At 58.9% G+C, this 17454-nt stretch carries 11 protein-coding genes and 2 tRNA genes; 8 read left to right on the top strand and 5 right to left on the bottom strand.

Annotated elements, in window-relative coordinates; all coding sequences use genetic code 11:
- Nucleotides 1–106 precede the first annotated feature (106 nt).
- A complete protein-coding gene (locus tag ACZZ0G_RS14560; protein WP_463556591.1) occupies nt 107–2041 on the top strand; it encodes a methyl-accepting chemotaxis protein in 1935 nt (644 codons plus the stop codon).
- Nucleotides 2042–2157: 116 nt separating this feature from the next.
- On the opposite strand, the gene ACZZ0G_RS14565 is transcribed toward ACZZ0G_RS14560, so the two are convergent.
- The 4 genes from ACZZ0G_RS14565 to ACZZ0G_RS14580 all read right to left on the bottom strand — a co-directional run bounded on the left by ACZZ0G_RS14565 (nt 2158) and on the right by ACZZ0G_RS14580 (nt 5277).
- Entirely contained in the window at nt 2158–3723 is a 1566-nt protein-coding gene (locus tag ACZZ0G_RS14565) for an ABC transporter permease (protein WP_463556592.1), read from the bottom strand.
- A complete protein-coding gene (locus ACZZ0G_RS14570) occupies nt 3723–4733 on the bottom strand; it encodes an extracellular solute-binding protein (RefSeq protein ID WP_463556594.1) in 1011 nt (336 codons plus the stop codon). Before ACZZ0G_RS14570 ends, ACZZ0G_RS14565 begins: the two co-directional genes overlap by 1 nt.
- A 190-nt stretch (nt 4734–4923) precedes the next feature.
- Nucleotides 4924–5010, bottom strand: a tRNA-Leu gene (locus ACZZ0G_RS14575).
- Between the two features lie 180 nt (nt 5011–5190).
- Nucleotides 5191–5277 (bottom strand) — tRNA-Leu (locus ACZZ0G_RS14580).
- 226 nt (nt 5278–5503) lie between these two features.
- On the opposite strand from ACZZ0G_RS14580, the gene rnr reads away from it, so the two are divergent.
- The 7 genes from rnr (at nt 5504) to dnaB (ending at nt 12735) form a co-directional block, all read left to right on the top strand.
- Entirely contained in the window at nt 5504–8134 is a 2631-nt protein-coding gene (rnr, locus tag ACZZ0G_RS14585) for a ribonuclease R (protein WP_463556595.1), read from the top strand.
- Complete coding sequence (gene rlmB, locus ACZZ0G_RS14590; RefSeq protein ID WP_108224401.1) at nt 8131–8901, top strand: 23S rRNA (guanosine(2251)-2'-O)-methyltransferase RlmB; 771 nt, start codon at nt 8131–8133, stop codon at nt 8899–8901. The genes rnr and rlmB overlap by 4 nt, the downstream gene beginning before the upstream one ends.
- 239 nt (nt 8902–9140) lie before the next feature.
- Nucleotides 9141–9563, top strand: coding sequence for a 30S ribosomal protein S6 (gene rpsF / locus ACZZ0G_RS14595; protein WP_038360383.1), 423 nt, complete (start codon nt 9141–9143; stop codon nt 9561–9563).
- A gap of 28 nt (nt 9564–9591) precedes the next feature.
- Nucleotides 9592–9822 carry a 30S ribosomal protein S18 gene (rpsR, locus tag ACZZ0G_RS14600; protein ID WP_002551829.1) on the top strand — a complete coding sequence of 77 codons (231 nt, stop codon included), beginning with the start codon at nt 9592–9594 and terminating at the stop codon, nt 9820–9822.
- Nucleotides 9823–9858: 36 nt separating this feature from the next.
- The gene (locus tag ACZZ0G_RS14605; RefSeq protein WP_122599308.1) at nt 9859–10752 is read left to right on the top strand and encodes a hypothetical protein; all 894 of its coding nucleotides are present in this window, start codon (nt 9859–9861) and stop codon (nt 10750–10752) included.
- Nucleotides 10753–10771: 19 nt separating this feature from the next.
- The gene (gene rplI, locus ACZZ0G_RS14610; RefSeq protein WP_003221136.1) at nt 10772–11218 is read left to right on the top strand and encodes a 50S ribosomal protein L9; all 447 of its coding nucleotides are present in this window, start codon (nt 10772–10774) and stop codon (nt 11216–11218) included.
- A gap of 119 nt (nt 11219–11337) precedes the next feature.
- Nucleotides 11338–12735: a replicative DNA helicase gene (dnaB, locus tag ACZZ0G_RS14615; RefSeq protein WP_053116810.1), complete on the top strand. Its 1398-nt coding sequence runs from the start codon at nt 11338–11340 to the stop codon at nt 12733–12735.
- 42 nt (nt 12736–12777) lie between these two features.
- Here dnaB and ACZZ0G_RS14620 read toward each other — a convergent pair whose 3' ends face one another.
- Nucleotides 12778–17433 carry an NEL-type E3 ubiquitin ligase domain-containing protein gene (locus ACZZ0G_RS14620; RefSeq protein ID WP_463556596.1) on the bottom strand — a complete coding sequence of 1552 codons (4656 nt, stop codon included), beginning with the start codon at nt 17431–17433 and terminating at the stop codon, nt 12778–12780.
- Nucleotides 17434–17454 lie beyond the last annotated feature (21 nt).

Raw genomic sequence — 17454 nt, forward strand, 5'->3', positions numbered from 1 at the left:
ATCGGGGCCTTTGTCGTTTATGCCTGTTGGACGGCATGACCTTTGCTGTGAATCTGTCTACAAGAGTGCCATCAAATTAATGGCGTCAGAAGTAGGGGTATTCACAGTGTCGGCCGTTCTCTCACTGTTACAAAGCCGTTTGTTGCGTCCCGTGTTCGTTACCCTTGGTATCGCCCTTTTGGTGCAAGTGTTGGTGGCCGTTGCCCTGACGCGGAGCACCGTCACGGCGCTGGAAGCTGATCTGGCGGTGCGTCTCGGCACCGATAGCCAGAAACTCTCCGGCGAACTGGAGCAGGCCGGGCGTGAAGTCACCTCGAGCCTCGATGCCTTGTCCGCCAGTACTCGTCAGCGGCTTACTGCTGGCTTGTCTTCGCGACTGAAGGACGAGCAGGCGCAATTGCGTGCGACGCTGGAAAAGGATCTGAAGGATTCGGCCAATGACATGGCGCAGTTACTGGCCTCTGTCGCCCCGCGTGCCATGTGGGACAGCGACGTACCGACCCTGTCCGAGTTCGCCCGGCGTGCCCAGCGTAATCCCAACGTTCTGTTCGTGGTCTACGACGACGCCACCGGCCAGCATCTGACCCGCTATCTCAATCGCGAAAACCCGATCAACAAGGCCTTGCTGGAAAAAGGTCAGGGCGAGCGTGCGCTGGATAAAGTGCTGGATGCGGCGAAGAACGATCCCTCGGTCTACTACCTCGAAGCGTCGATCAACCCTAATGGCGTGGAAATCGGCAAGGTGCTGATGGGTGTTTCCACGGCCTCGGTGGAGACCGATCTGGCTGCGCTCGACAAGCGCTTCTCGGCGTTGATCGCCAGCAGTGATCAACTGGTCGGTGACAGCCTCAAGGGCGCTGCAGCGGACAGCGCCAAGGCCATGCAGGCGCGTCTGCAATCGGCGCAGTCCACTGCGACCGAGATGAAATCCAACACCGCCAATACCGTTCAGGAAGCGGCTGCAACCCTGCGCTGGCGGATCGGTATGGGCCTGGCGCTGGTCGGCTGCGGCGTGTTGCTGTTGCTGGCGGTCGTGCTCGGCCATCGCGTAGTCAATCGCCTGAAGATGCTCAATGCGGCGATGGATGATCTGGCAGCGGGCGAGGGTGATCTGACCAAGCGTGTGCAGATCAACAGCAAGGACGAAATTGGCGACATGGCCTCGGCGGTCAATCGCTTTGTGGATAAGTTGCAGCCGATCGTGCGCGAGGCGGGTGATGTCGCGCAGCGTACTGGTGTGGAAATCGGCGCGATGACGTTGCGTAATGCCGGTGCGGATGCGGCGGCGGGCATGCAGCGTGATGAAGTGGCGGAGAGTCTGCGCGCGCTGTCGCAAATGGCTGATGAAGCGCAATCGGAAAGTCACGCGATGCAGGCGGCGTTGAAGCAAGTGGTGGACATTCGCCAGGCCACGGATGAAAACACCCGCACCTCAGCCAAGGTCGGCAGCCTGATCGAAGCGCTGGCGGGACAGGTCGATACCGGGGCGAAAGTCATCGAGCGTCTGGCGCAGCAGAGTGAGCAGATTGAAGTGGTGTTGACGGTGATTCACGGGATCGCCGAGCAGACCAACCTGCTGGCGTTGAACGCTGCGATCGAAGCGGCACGTGCCGGTGAGACCGGGCGTGGGTTCGCCGTTGTTGCCGACGAAGTTCGTGCGTTGGCGAGCAAGACCCAAAGCTCGACCGGCGATATTCAGGCGCACATTGTGGCGTTGCAGCAGGGCGCGCGTGAGGCGGTAGAGGCGATCGGTCAGGCCGGGCGTCAGGCCAGCGAAGGTTTGCTGGTGTTGCGCGACAGCGCGCGGTTGCAGCAGTCGGTACAAACGTCTGTCGAGCAGGTGCACGCGGCGATTGGTCTGGCAACCCAGGCAGCGGCGCATCAGGCACAAGGTGCGCAGGCGGTGCGTGGGCGCGTCGAGACGATTCATGCGCAGGCCGAGAAAGCGGCGCAGGCGGTGGTTGAGACTACGGCGAGTGGCAAGGTGCTGGATGGTTTGGCGGCGCAGCTCAAAGCGAGTCTGGGGCAGTTCAGGGCATAGCGTCGTCTGGGAGGGCCTCTTCGCGAGCAAGCTCGCTCCCACAGGTTTCGAGGTGTACACAGGTTCTGTGTTCGCCAGCAATCATTGTGGGAGCGAGCTTGCTCGCGAAAGCGGTGTCAGCGGCTCAGATACATCCGGGTCGTCAGTAAATAAACCGGCAACCCCGATACCAAAATCAACAGCGCCGCATAAGGCGCCGCCGCCGCAAACTCGACATTCGCGGTATGCGCCCAAACCTCGGTTGCCAGTGTGTTAAGCCCGGTCGGGCTCAGCAGCAACGTCGCCGTCAATTCCTTCATCGCATCGAGAAACACCAGCGCAAACGCCGCGCCCAATGCCGGGAAGATGATCGGCAACGTCACCCGGCAAAACGCGGTGAACGACGAAGCGCCGAGCGTGCGCGCAGCTTCTTCCAGTTGCGGTGCAGCCTTGTTCAGTGCCGTGCGAATCGGTGCCTGTGCCAGCGGTAGAAACAGCAGCGCATAAGCGATCAACAGCAACCCCGAAGTCTGGTACAGCGCCGGCACGTAATGCAGGGCGAAATACACCAGCGTCAACGCAATCACCAAGCCCGGCAGCGCATGCAGCAGATACGGCAAGCGCTCGGCCCAGATCGCCAGTTGGCCTTTGCAGCGCACCACCAGCAAACCGACCGGCACGGCCAGCACCAGGCACAACGAAGCGCCACCAAGAGAAAGTGCTAGAGAGGAAAGCAGCGCTTCAGTGATCGCTGCCACCGGGAAAGCTGCCGACGAACCGACTGCCAACCAATACGCCAACATTCCCAACGGAATCCCGCTGCCGACAACCGCCAGCATCAGGCAATACAACTGACCGACTGCGGCCCATGGTCCGAGTCGAACCTGTTCAGCCTGCCGCGCCGCACCTTGTCCGGTGCGCACGTGCCGGCCTTTACCGCGTACTCGCAGCTCTAGCCACAACAGCACCAGACACAACGCCAGCAGCACGGCAGACAGCATCGCTGCGTTGGCGTTGCTGAATTCCAGTTCGAATTGCTGGTAGATAGCGGTGGTGAAGGTTTGCAGGCCGATGATCGACAGCGCGCCGAATTCCACCAGCATGTGCAAGGCAATCAGCAGCGAACCGGCCAATAGCGATGGCCAGAGCAGTGGCAGGGTGACACGAAAAAACACGCCCCAGCGATTCTGTCCGAGGGTGCGGGCCGACTCTTCGAGGGAGGGATCGAGATTGCGCAGCGTCGCGGCCACTGGCAAAAAGATCAGCGGGTACTTCGACAGGCTCATCACCAGAATCGCCCCGCCAAGCCCTTCGAACTGCGCGCTCAAAGAAACCCAGGTGAAGCTGCTGACAAACGCTGGCACCGCAAATGGCAGGCACAAGATTACGCCCCAGAGGCGGCGTCCCGGCAGATTGCTGCGCTCCAGCAGCCAGGCCAGCGACAGGCCGATCACCCCGCAGGTGAGGGTTACGCCAATCATCAGTGCCAGCGTATTGCGCAGGAGGCCGAATACATACGGGCGCCACAACAAATGCAGCGCCTCGGCCCAGCCCGCCTGCCAGGCTTTGAGGCCGACGTAGGCCAGCGGCAACAGGCTCAGCACCACTAGCAACAACACCGGCAGCACCAGCCAGATCGACGGCCGTTTGCGTCGTGGCACGTAACCCCCGCGCGCGGCGGGGGCGGATAACGATGCGGCCATCAGTTCAAGCCAACTTCACGTTCCAGTTCCAGCGCTTCTTCGGCATTGCCCAGATCGGCCGGCGTTACGTTCGGCGCTTCCAGCTCGCTGAACGGCTTGAGTCCGCGATCCGATTCCATGCCTTTGTGCAGCGGATATTCGGCGGTGGTCTGAGTGATCACGCGCTGACCTTCTTCGCTGGCCATGTAGGCAAGAAATTGCTGGGCTTCTTTTGGGTGTTTGCTGGATTTCAGCACGGCAGCGCTGGATACGGTGATCAAGCCACCGACGTCGCCGCCGGTGAAGTAATGCAGTTTTGAATCCAGTTTGCCTTTCTCACGCTGTAGGGCGAACCAGTAATAGTTGTTCACCAGCACAGTGGCGACTTCGCCGTTTTCCACCGCTTTAAGGGCGACCATGTTGTTGCTGTAGGTCTTGCCGAAGGCGCGCAGGCCGGTGAGCCATTCTTCGGCGGCGTCACGACCGTGCAGCTTGATGATCGCCACGGCCTGTTCCTGGAACGCGCCGCTGGTCGGTACGAAGCCGACTTTGCCCTGCCACTTCGGATCGGAGAATTCCATTACCGATTTCGGCAGGTCTTTTTCGTCGACCAGTTTCGGGTTGTAAGCGACTACGCGAACGCGCGCCGTCACGCCGATCCACGTGCCGTTACCAGCGACATATTTTTCTGGCAAAACGGCGAGGGTGGCGTCGTCGGTCTTGGCTAGCAGGCCCAGTTCACCGAGATTATTCAATGGCGGCGATTCTTCGGTGTAGATCACGTCGGCAGGGGAGCGGTCGCCTTCTTCGATGATCTGGCTGGCGAGCTGATTGCTGCTGCCTTTACGCACGTTGACATGAATGCCGGTCTTGGCTTCGAAGGCTTTGGCGATCGCATCGCCGACTTCCTTGTGTTGGCCGTTGTAGAGAGTCAGGGAAACCGCGTCGGCAGCCTGGGTGAGGGGAGTGGCGAGCGCCAGGCCGAGGAGGGTGAAGGTCAGGCCTCGGCGCAGGGTATTTCGAAACGTCATTCGCAGGGTTCCTCACTGTCGCATTGCAAAAACTTGCAACAATGATAAACGATATTGTTTCTCAAGTGCGCCTTGCGGTGGGGCTGGCGTTTTGATAGGCGCAGGGTGATAAGTTTCTGGAAGCCAGAAACGCAAAAACCCGCTTTCGCGGGGTTTTGTGAAATCCAGGGTCGTAACCCTGAATTTGAATTGGTGCCCAGAAGAAGACTCGAACTTCCACGACCGTAAGGTCACCAGCACCTGAAGCTGGCGTGTCTACCAATTTCACCATCTGGGCAGTCATCGCGAGCGTTGCCGCTGTTGATGTGGCGCACTATACGGAGCGCCTTTTGATCTGTAAACCCCTGATTTAATTTTAATAAATCAGTTTTAAGAAAACCCGGGCTTAGAATGCAAAAAACCCGCTTTCGCGGGTTTTGTGTGAGTCTTGAAACTGATCTAGTCTCAAACTCGAAATTGGTGCCCAGAAGAAGACTCGAACTTCCACGACCGTAAGGTCACCAGCACCTGAAGCTGGCGTGTCTACCAATTTCACCATCTGGGCAGTATCGGCAACGCTTGTACGTCGTCGATGGCGCGCACTATACGGAGCGTGTTTTTAACTGTAAACCCCTGTCAGCAAAAAATATGATTTTTTTTACCGGCGGTAGTCAAAACGGCTTTCGGGCGTCGATACAGGCCCTCAGTTGGGCCTTATATAGTCGGAAATTTCCCGTTTCATGGCGCCTATGCCAAACTAACCCGCATATAGACAAGGTGAAAACTCTCTAATGGCCGATTGGCAGTCCCTCGATCCCGAGGCCGCTCGTGAAGCGGAAAAATATGAAAACCCTATTCCTAGCCGCGAACTGATCCTGGCGCACCTCGCCGATCGGGGTTCGCCTGCTGCCCGCGAGCAACTGGTTGAAGAGTTTGGTCTGACCACAGAAGACCAGATCGAAGCCCTGCGCCGCCGCCTGCGCGCCATGGAGCGCGACGCACAACTGATCTACACCCGTCGTGGCACATACGCGCCGGTCGACAAGCTCGACCTGATCCTCGGTCGCATCAGCGGTCACCGTGACGGTTTCGGTTTCCTGGTGCCGGATGACGGCAGCGATGACCTGTTCATGAGCCCGGCGCAAATGCGCTTGGTGTTTGACGGTGACCGTGCGCTGGCCCGCGTTTCCGGCCTCGACCGTCGCGGTCGCCGCGAAGGCGTGATCGTCGAAGTGGTCTCGCGTGCTCACGAAACCATCGTCGGTCGCTACTTTGAAGAAGGCGGCATCGGCTTCGTCGTCGCGGACAATCCGAAGATCCAGCAGGAAGTGCTGGTCACCCCGGGCCGCAACGCCAACGCGCAGATCGGTCAGTTCGTCGAGGTGAAAATCACCCACTGGCCAACGCCGCGCTTCCAGCCGCAAGGCGATGTGGTCGAAGTGGTCGGCAATTACATGGCGCCGGGCATGGAAATCGATGTAGCCCTGCGCACTTATGACATCCCGCACGTCTGGCCTGAAGCTGTTCTGAAAGAAGCGGCCAAGCTGAAACCGGAAGTCGAAGAAAAAGACAAAGAGAAGCGCGTCGACCTGCGCCATCTGCCGTTCGTCACCATCGACGGCGAAGATGCCCGCGACTTCGACGATGCTGTTTATTGCGAAGCCAAGCCGGGCAAGCTGCGCCTGTTCTCCGGCGGCTGGAAGTTGTACGTGGCGATTGCCGACGTTTCCAGCTACGTGAAGATCGGTTCGGCGCTGGATAACGAAGCGCAAGTGCGCGGCAACTCGGTGTACTTCCCAGAGCGCGTGGTGCCGATGCTGCCTGAGCAGTTGTCCAACGGCCTGTGCTCGCTGAACCCGCACGTCGATCGTCTGGCCATGGTTTGCGAGATGACCATCTCCAAGTCCGGCGAAATGACCGACTACTGCTTCTATGAAGCGGTGATCCATTCCCACGCTCGTCTGACGTACAACAAAGTCAGCGCGATGCTGGAAACGCCGAAAATCACCGAGGCACGTCAGCTTCGCGGTGAGTACAACGACGTTCTGCCGCACCTCAAACAGCTTTATGCGCTGTACAAGGTTCTGCTGGCTGCTCGTCACGTACGTGGCGCGATCGATTTCGAAACGCAGGAAACCCGAATCATCTTCGGTACCGAGCGCAAGATTGCCGAAATCCGTCCGACTACCCGTAACGACGCGCACAAACTGATCGAGGAATGCATGCTGGCGGCCAACGTGGCCACTGCCGAATTCCTCAAGAAGCACGAAATCCCTGCGCTGTACCGCGTCCACGACGGCCCGCCACCGGAGCGTCTGGAAAAACTCCGTGCCTTCCTCGGCGAGCTCGGTCTGTCCCTGCATAAAGGCAAAGACGGTCCGTCGCCGAAGGATTATCAGGCACTGCTGGCGAGCATCAAGGATCGTCCGGATTTCCACCTGATCCAGACCGTGATGCTGCGTTCGCTGAGCCAAGCGGTGTACAGCGCTGACAATCAAGGCCACTTCGGCCTTAATTACGAGGCTTACACGCACTTCACCTCGCCGATCCGTCGTTACCCGGACCTGCTCACGCACCGCGCGATCCGCAGTGTGATCCATTCGAAACAGGACACCCCGCACGTTCGTCGTGCCGGTGCGATGACCATTCCGAAGGCGCGCATTTATCCGTACGACGAAGCGGCGCTGGAGCAACTCGGCGAGCAATGCTCGATGAGCGAGCGCCGTGCCGACGAAGCGACCCGCGACGTGGTGAACTGGCTGAAGTGCGAGTTCATGAAAGATCGCGTGGGCGAGTCGTTCCCGGGCGTGATCACCGCCGTGACCGGTTTTGGTCTGTTCGTCGAGCTGACCGATATCTACGTCGAAGGCCTGGTGCACGTCACCGCGCTGCCGGGCGATTACTACCACTTCGATCCTGTGCATCACCGCCTGGCGGGCGAGCGCACCGGTCGCAGCTTCCGTCTTGGGGATACCGTTGAAGTGCGCGTGATGCGCGTTGACCTCGACGAACGCAAGATCGACTTCGAGATGGCTGAAAAAACCATCAGCGCGCCGATTGGTAGGAAAAAACGTGGCGCCGAAACCGCTGCTCCAGCGGCCAAGGTTGCGGAAGAAAAGGCTCCGGCAAAATCCGCCAGCCGTCGTCCGGCCAAGGAAAAAGCGGCAGAAGCCTACCGTCCAAGCGACGCCGTGGCGAAAAACGCCGAGTTGCGCAAAAGCCGTGAAATGAAGAAAGCGCTGCTTTCCGACGCCAAAAACGGTGGTAAAGCGGCGTCCGGGGGAAAGGCCGGACGGTCGGCGCCTGAAAAGGCCTCCGGCGGCAAGCCAGCCAAACCGAGCAAACACCGTAAGGGCCCGCCGAAAGCGGGTTCCGCCCCAGCCAAAAGTGGCGGGGCACGTAAACCGAAGGCGAAGTCATGAGTCAGTTGGAAAAAATCTACGGCGTTCACGCGGTAGAAGCGTTGCTGCGTCACCACCCGAAACGCGTCAAGCAGATCTGGCTGGCCGAAAGCCGCAACGATCCGCGCGTGCAGACCCTGGTTGAGCTGGCCAACGAAAATCGTGTCCAGGTCGGCCAGGCCGAACGTCGCGAAATGGACGCTTGGGTTGAAGGTGTGCACCAGGGCGTAGTCGCGGAAGTGAGCCCGAGCCAGGTCTGGGGCGAAGCGATGCTCGATGAGCTGCTCGATCGCACTGAGGGCGCGCCACTGCTGCTGGTGCTCGACGGCGTGACCGATCCACACAACCTCGGCGCCTGCCTGCGTTCGGCCGATGCGGCCGGTGCGCTGGCGGTGATCGTGCCGAAAGACAAGTCGGCAACTTTGACGCCGGTCGTGCGTAAAGTCGCTTGCGGCGCGGCGGAAGTGATTCCACTGGTGGCGGTGACCAACCTCGCTCGCACCCTGGAAAAGCTTCAGCAGCGCGGTCTGTGGATTGTCGGCACGGCAGGTGAGGCCGAGGTCAGCATTTATGACCAGGACCTGACTGGCCCGACCATTCTGATCATGGGCGCCGAAGGCAAAGGCATGCGTCGCCTGACCCGTGAGCATTGCGACTATCTGGTGAAGCTGCCGATGGCCGGTAGCGTCAGCAGCCTCAACGTTTCGGTAGCAACCGGCGTGTGCCTGTTCGAAGCGCAGCGTCAGCGCGGCGCAAAAGCCAAGGCGAGCGCTTCGCGCAAGCCATAAGCCTATAGCTGCAAGCCTCAAGCTCAAAGCGGACCCGCTTGCAGCTTGAGGCTCGATGCTTACAGCTGCTGTTCAAATATTCACCAATTGCCTTGCACCTCTTCTGTCCCTTCTCTACAATTGCGCCCCTTGCTGTGACGGCAGGCACGCATGTGCCCCGCGCCAGCAAGTCCATAAGTGTCATTCACTCCTTGTCTGACCGTTTTTGAGCGGCAGGCTACAACCCGTAAGGAGCATTCATGCGTCATTACGAAATCATCTTTTTGGTCCACCCGGATCAAAGCGAGCAAGTCGGCGGCATGGTTGAGCGTTACACCAAGCTGATCGAAGAAGACGGCGGCAAAATCCACCGTCTGGAAGATTGGGGCCGTCGTCAACTGGCCTACGCAATCAACAATGTTCACAAGGCTCACTACGTGATGCTGAACGTTGAGTGCACTGGCAAGGCTCTGGCCGAGCTGGAAGACAACTTCCGCTACAACGATGCAGTGATCCGTAACCTGGTCATCCGTCGCGACGAAGCCGTTACCGGCCAGTCCGAGATGCTCAAGGCTGAAGAAAACCGCAGTGAGCGCCGTGAGCGTCGCGACCGTCCTGAGCACGAAGGCGCTGATAGCGCTGATAGTGATGACAGCGACAACAGCGATAACGCTGACGAGTAATCCACGGACCTTTTAAGGAGCCTATCAAATGGCACGTTTCTTCCGTCGTCGTAAATTCTGCCGCTTCACCGCTGAAGACGTGAAAGAGATCGATTACAAAGATCTCAACACTCTGAAAGCCTACGTATCCGAGACCGGCAAAATCGTTCCAAGCCGCATCACCGGTACCAAAGCTCGTTATCAGCGTCAGCTGGCCACCGCTATCAAGCGCGCCCGCTTCCTGGCCCTGCTGGCCTACACCGACAGCCACGGCCGCTGAGACCGGGCAGTCGACAAGTAGCAAAGGATTGAATGCATGCGTGCCTTAGCTGAGTTCATCATGCGAGGCCGTATGCAGGCCACTCTCGTGGTGGCCGGATGTGCAACATTGCCGTTGTTGTATTGGTTGGGTGCTGCCGCGGGGAGCCTTGTGCTGCTGCGGCGCGGACTGACGGACGCCCTGGGTGTTCTGTCTCTGGGGCTGCTGCCGGCGTTGATCTGGTGGCTGTATGCCGATGACCCCCGCGCACTTCTGGTGCTGCTGGGGTCTTCGGGGCTTGCGTTGGTTTTGCGCGCAAGTGAGTCCTGGGTTCGCACGCTGCTGGTCAGCGTAGTGATCGGAGTGGTGTTTTCGGTGGTGCTCGGGGCAGCGTTTGCGGCCCAGATCGAGATGCTCGCGCAGGCCTTGATAAAGGTCATGCCGGCGCTTCTCGGTGAAACCTACAAGCAATTGTCGGTCGATGAGCAAGCGCGTTTCGCGTCCCTGATCGCACCAGTCCTGACCGGACTGATTGCGGCGCTGTTGCAGATCGTCAGCGTGCTGAGCCTGATTGTCGGGCGGCATTGGCAGGCGTTGTTGTACAACCCGGGTGGTTTTGGTCGCGAGTTTCGCGCCATCCGGATCCCGCTGGGGCCGGCGATGTTACTGCTGGCGTTGATGCTTCTGGGCCCGAATCTCGGTGCACAGATGGCCATGTTGACGCCGTTGTGCAGTGTACCGCTGGTGTTCGCCGGACTTGCCCTGATTCACGGGCTGGTCGGGCAGAAGCGACTGGCCGGTTTCTGGCTGGTGGGGTTGTACGTCACGCTGCTGTTGTTCATGCAGCTGATCTATCCGTTGCTCGTGGTCCTGGCCATTGTCGACAGCCTGATTGATTTTCGCGGTCGTCACGTGTCGAAAGACGCCGATAACGCGAACGGTGAAGGTTAAAAGTTAAGAGGATTTCCACATGCAACTGATCCTTCTGGAAAAAATCGCCAACCTGGGCAACCTGGGCGACAAAGTAAACGTTAAGGCCGGTTACGGCCGTAACTACCTGCTGCCTTTCGGCAAAGCAACCGCTGCAACCGCTGCCAACCTGGCTGCGTTTGAAGAGCGTCGTGCCGAGCTGGAAAAAGCTGCCGCAGACCGTAAAGCATCGGCTGAAAGCCGTGCTGCCCAACTGGCCGAGCTGGAAGTGACCATCACTGCCACCGCTGGCGACGAAGGCAAGCTGTTCGGTTCGATCGGTACTCACGACATCGCTGACGCACTGACCGCCTCCGGCGTTGAAGTGCAGAAGAGCGAAGTTCGTCTGCCGAACGGCACCATCCGCAACGTGGGTGAATTCGACGTGGCTGTGCACCTGCACGCCGAAGTTGAAGCCACCGTACGCGTTGTCGTGGTAGCAGCTTAAGCAACACTGATCGGCTGGCGGCTTGTCCGTCAGACGGTTAACATCGGGCACGATCCTGTTTACAGGTCGTGCCCTTTGTCTTTCTGAATTCCCTGTTTTTCCAAACAACACAAGTGGCCATGAACGATATCTCCGCTCCCGAGCAATACGATCTGCAAACCGCTGCCCTGAAGGTGCCGCCGCATTCCATCGAGGCCGAACAGGCCGTACTCGGTGGTCTGATGCTGGACAACAACGCCTGGGAACGCGTGCTCGATCAAGTCTCCGACGGCGATTTCTATCGGCATGACCACCGTCTGATCTTCCGTGCGATCGCCAAACTGGCTGATCAGAACTCCCCGATCGACGTCGTGACCCTTGCCGAGCAATTGGACAAGGAAGGTCAGACCTCGCAAGTCGGCGGCCTCGGTTACCTCGGCGAGCTGGCGAAAAACACGCCATCCGTCGCCAACATCAAGGCCTATGCGCAGATCGTCCGCCAGCGTGCGACGTTGCGCCAACTGATCGGCATCAGCACCGAGATTGCCGACAGCGCTTTCAACCCGGAAGGGCGCACCGCCGAGGAGATCCTCGATGAAGCCGAGCGGCAGATCTTCGCGATTGCCGAGGCCCGGCCGAAAACCGGTGGCCCTGTCGGTGTGAATGACTTGCTGACCAAGGCCATCGACCGCATCGACACCTTGTTCAACACCGATAACGCCATCACTGGCCTGTCTACCGGTTACACCGACCTCGACGAGAAAACCAGCGGCCTGCAACCGGCCGACCTGATCATCGTCGCCGGTCGTCCGTCGATGGGTAAAACCACCTTCGCGATGAACCTGGTGGAAAACGCCGTACTGCGCAGCGACAAAGCGGTGCTGGTGTATTCCCTCGAAATGCCAGGCGAATCGCTGGTCATGCGTATGCTCTCCTCGCTCGGCCGGATCGACCAGACCAAAGTGCGTTCCGGTCAGTTGGAAGATGACGACTGGCCGCGCCTTACCTCGGCGGTCAACCTGCTCAATGACCGCAAGCTCTTCATCGACGACACCGCCGGTATCAGCCCTTCGGAAATGCGTGCGCGTACCCGGCGTCTGGCGCGTGAGCACGGTGATATCGGCCTGATCATGATCGACTACCTTCAGTTGATGCAGATTCCAGGTTCCGGCGGCGACAACCGAACCAACGAGATTTCTGAAATCTCGCGTTCCCTGAAAGCGCTGGCCAAGGAATTCAACTGCCCGGTGGTGGCGCTGTCCCAGCTCAACCGTTCCCTCGAGCAACGGCCGAACAAACGTCCGATCAACTCCGACCTCCGGGAATCCGGAGCGATCGAGCAGGACGCCGACGTGATCATGTTCGTGTACCGCGACGAGGTGTATCACCCGGAAACCGAACACAAGGGCATCGCCGAAATCATTATCGGCAAGCAGCGTAACGGCCCGATCGGTTTTATCCGCCTGGCGTTCATCGGCAAATACACCCGTTTCGAAAACCTCGCGCCGGGTAGTTACAACTTCGACGACGACGAATAAATGCTGGCCGAAGTCTTTCGGCCAGCATCCGTTGCTGTGGATTTATGCGCTTGTGCCCACTGCTTCTTCAGCAGTGTTGGCCGCTGTGTACTCGGCAAGCTCTTGCCGGGTCAATGTTTCGATCAATGCTGCTTCCTCAATCATCAACGATGCCTGCATCGCTTTGGATTGCGTCTCGTAATCGGCAAACGATAGTTCCCTGGCGCTGTGTGACTCGTCGAGTACAGCCTGCCGATCCTGAAATGGCTGGCGCTGCTTTTCGAACGTTTCCTGGTACTTATGGGTAAGGAATTTTTGCCAGAACTCTCTCGCCACCAACTCCTGGAATTCTTCAGGGGAGTTATCCAGCGCGATGACTTTCTTGTATGCGTCCTCCAGTTGCGTTGCTGAAACGCCGGCCAGACGAGAAAAGCCCATTCTTTCCGGTTGCCCCGGCAATTGCAGTCGGTCTTTCAAACCGTGGCGATAAAAGAGTCGGACTTCGACCTCCTCGGGAACATGCGGCGGTGGAAGGGCTGCTGCGTCTTGAGGGGACCTGGCTGCGGCAATGGCGGCCTCGCGTTGCGCAATGTCCGCCGAGGCGATTTTGTCGACTTCATGCAAGCGGAACAACGCTTTGGATAAGGCGAACAGCTTTGGCCCCTGCGCCTTGTCGCCGGCCTGGGCAAGGGCGTTATGCATCATCATTCGGGTTTCCAGATTGGCAAAGGTGAAAGCCGCCCGATCGCAGCAGGCTGCGTCGCCCGCCCGATCAAACACTTCGCTGCGCAGACGTTCGGACTCAGGCGTGTTCTCGGTAATGCTGTCGATCAGCCGCCAGACCCGACTCTGCAGTTCGTTGTGACCGGTGGGGGACTCCAACAGGCGTTCAAACGTATTGAACAGGCCATCCGAGCGTGGCTGTTTACGCAGTCTCTGCCATTGGATTTTTCTGCTCGCCAGTTGATCCGCGGTAAATCCTGCTGTCCAGCGCACCACGGGATCGTCTGTGGAACTACGGTTGATGACCGGGGCGTGACCTCGCGCCGTGTCGACCAGATTTCTCAAGCCAGTCAGCGGTGTTCCGGCCTGCACCAGACGGTCGTTGTACTGGGTCAGCCGGGTCAGGGTCACTGCGGACAGCGGATTATGGGCAATGTCGGTCACATCGTTGATGCGCACGGTGTGTCCCAAGCGCTCGTCGGGCGGTGCAATGACAGTATCCGGAATCTCGGTAATCCGATTGTTGCTCAGATTGACGGTGTCCAGCAGGGGCTGATCGGCAATGCCTGTCGGAAAGGTGTCGATACCGGTGATGGCCAGATTGAGCGAACGCAGGTCGGTTATCGCGCTGAAATCAGGGGCGATACCCAGTAGCGGATTTTCATGCAGCCAGAGTGCTCGCAGGGTTGTTCGCTCTGACAGGACTCGGGCAGTGTCAGCGGTGAGGGAAATCCGGTTTCGCTCTAGAAACAGTCTTGTCAGCCCGTTCATTTCGCCAATGGCGGGTGGCAGTTCACGCAGTTGATTTTGCGAAAGATCCAGCCAGCGAACATGCCGAAAACGAGTCAGAAAGCCTTCGGGCGAAGTGCCCAGGTTCATATTGCTCAGGTTGAGAGAGCCAACGTGACTGAAGTCCACATCAAGGTCGGGCAGGCTTGGCAACCTCAGGCCGCTGAGATTCAGTTCCAGGCCGATGGGCGTTCCGTCAGCGGCCAGTTTCGGGAGTGTCTCTTGGCGCCAGCAACTGATGATCTTCTCGCTGGCCGTGACCCTGTCAGGGCGGGTTTGGGCGTTGAGCGCCAACTGGTTCGCCCGAACGTAGCCCCCACGATCGCCCCCGCCAGAGTAAACCCAGGCGTCGAGCTGACGTTTCAGCAGGCCGAACTCCAGCTCGAGGCTGTGGACTTTGGTGACCGCCGCATCACGGTCGAAGCTCCAGACGTATTCCCTGCATTGTTTGATGTCCTTGTTTGGAAACAGCCGCTGATAACGCTGCGTCGGCGAGTTGTCGCTGTCAAATGTCACCTCATGCCGAGAAGTCAGCAGATCGGGCGCTTCCGTGCTCAAACGCCGCCAGTAGTCGTCGAAAGATTTCCAGTAATCGGGCGGAAAATCATTGCCAGCAAGTTGCGTGTTGCTGTTGATTCGGGCGATCGTCAGCAATTGTTCTGACGCCGGATTGATGAAGCCCTGTGGCACTTCAGTCAAACGGTTGTCGCGCAGATCCACAGTGCTCAGCCCGGTCTTGTCCTGCAGTCCGGTCGGCCATTGATCGATCCCCGTATTTTTCAACCGCAGGTATTTCAACCCGGACATGTTGCTGAAGTCAGGGAGCCGCGATAGCGCTGGATTCCCGGAAAGAGAAACAAGCTCCAGATGCCGCAAGGTACTGAGCGTTGCCGCACTTTCTTCGTCCAGTACAAGCCGGTTATCGCTCAAGTTGAGGTGGGTCAGTTTGTCCATCGCACCCACAGCTCGGGGTAGGGTTTCAATCCCGCAATTGTTGATCAGTAGATGCTCAAGATGAGTAAAGTTAGCGAGGAATATGTCGGCATCACCCGACCAGGTAACGTTGTCGAGCATCAGCAATCTGACATGACTGAAGTCTGCGGTGAGAGCCGGGAGCGGCGTATTGAAGGACGCCAGCCGTAGTATTTCTCCGGGGTCTTGAAGCCAGCAGCCTCTGATGATTCTTGCGACACGTCGCGCCTGCATCCTTGCAGGTGAGTCAGCCTCGGATGAATCGGTCTGGCTGCTGTCAACGTAGGATTTCAACTGGGCCTCCAGCGAGTCCAGTTCCTCAGCGCGTCGAGCCAGTTTTTGTTTGGCCTCATCATCCAGTCCGGTGAAAAACTTCCGGGCCTCTTGTGCGTTCTTGTTCGGGTAGAGCCTTTGCACTGTGGCGACCTCGGGCATATCACCATCAAGTCTGAATGCGCCGGCCAATGCCTCGGTGCTCAGCTGCGGGTGCTCGGTCGCTACGCGTCGCCAAAATACTTCAAGTTTTTCCCAATAGTCGCGCGGGAAAGGATTGCCCTCAAGCAGCGTGACGCGGTTGATCCGTGCGATCGCCTCGAGTTCATCCGTCGAGGGGGTGAGGTGTGCCTCGGGAACCTCGGTCAACTGATTATTGCGCAGGTCCAGTTGCTTCAGTTGTGCCTGATTGCGCAAACCCGTTGGCCACTGATCCAGTTGTGCATGACGCAGGTTCAGCGTTTCCAGTTCAGGCATGCCGGCAAAATCAGGGGTTTTACCCAATGGATTGCCCGACAGGTCAAGCGTCTTGAGTTTGCCCAGCGTGCTCAGTTCTGCTGCCGTTTGTTCGTTGAGTGCAATACGGTTCGAACTCAGATCCAGCTTGCTCAGATTGGGCATCTGCACAATGGCAGCGGGCAACGTACCCAGCGTAGAGCCGGTAATCTGCAGAGACTCCAGAGCGGAGAAGTTTCCGAGAAATATGTTGGCCGAGTCGGACCAGGTGACCGATTGCAGTGTCAGGTGCCTGACATGGCTGAAATCCGCTGTCAGTGCGGGCAGAGTTGCATTCCCGGTGTCCAGTCCGAGAGTGTCCCCGCCCTGATGGCGCCAACAGGACTTGAGGCTATCAGTCACTTCTTGCGCGTAGTTTCGCGATGTTACCGGTGTGGACGCGAGGGGAGATTGTCTGGCCCAGGTACTCAGTTCGATCTCGAGCGTTTTGTAGGCGGTTTCGCGACGGGTCAAGCCATCCGCGACGTCATTTCCCAATGACTCGATGAAGCTGTCAATCTCGTCACCGGTATGGTCCGGGAACAGTTTTTTCGCGCGGGACTTTGCGCTGCGCAATTTGTTGAGGGACAGAGATAGCCGGTCCAGTAGCCCCAGGCGAACAGGCGCTCGAGCACCATCGCTGCGTATCATCCCGCCCGCACCGGCGACCGTGATGCCAACCCAGCCTTGTACCGCATCGAAAACAATCGGTTCCGACCTTCCCGGGCGCGTCGCGATATACCGGTTGGCGCTGTCACTGGCTACGGGGTCCTCGCTGCGCACAATGCGCATCACTGCTGCCAACGGGGTTGATCCATCGGCATCATGCAGGACCTGATAGGCGTGGTTTTCGATCACCGCGTAGAGTTTGCCGTCAAATCGATGAAGGCCGTCGTGGCCAGGTACTGCGCGGTTGAAATCCAGCCCTGTGCGAAACGGTTCCAGGCGGGTCTCGCTCAAACGAAAGGTGACCGGTTGAAAGTCTTCCAGCCTGTGCCAGAGCCCGCTCACGGGGTCGCGCAGGAGCAATGGGCCGGACGCTACTGATTCGCTTGATAACGTGGCCCGCAACAGACCCGTGAGCGGGTCCTTGCCAACCTGCACGATGCCGCCGTCGGCCAGCTCAGCGTATTGACGACCCTTGTGCGTCCTTAAACCGTTGTCGTCGGGTGCCGCCAATCCCGCCGCTGCGGTGAGCCGATAATGTTCCAGTGATTGATTGATCGGATGGGAGATGTCTGACGAAGGGGCCGAATGCACCGTGATGGTCGGTGCCGGCGTGATCGCATCCAGGTCGGCTTGCGTCCCTGAACTGCCCGGTCGCGGCGAGTGGCCGCCCGGCGTCGGGATATCGACACCTGTGCGCGGTGGCAGGTCAGGACGAGGGGTGTTCACCTCCGGTGTGGTGTTTGGGGGAAGGGGTGTATTTCCGGAACTGTTGCCATTAGGGGGCCGTTTAACGGGCATGTCTTTCTATCCTTGTAGAGT

Source organism: Pseudomonas sp. AC169, assembly GCF_979258515.1.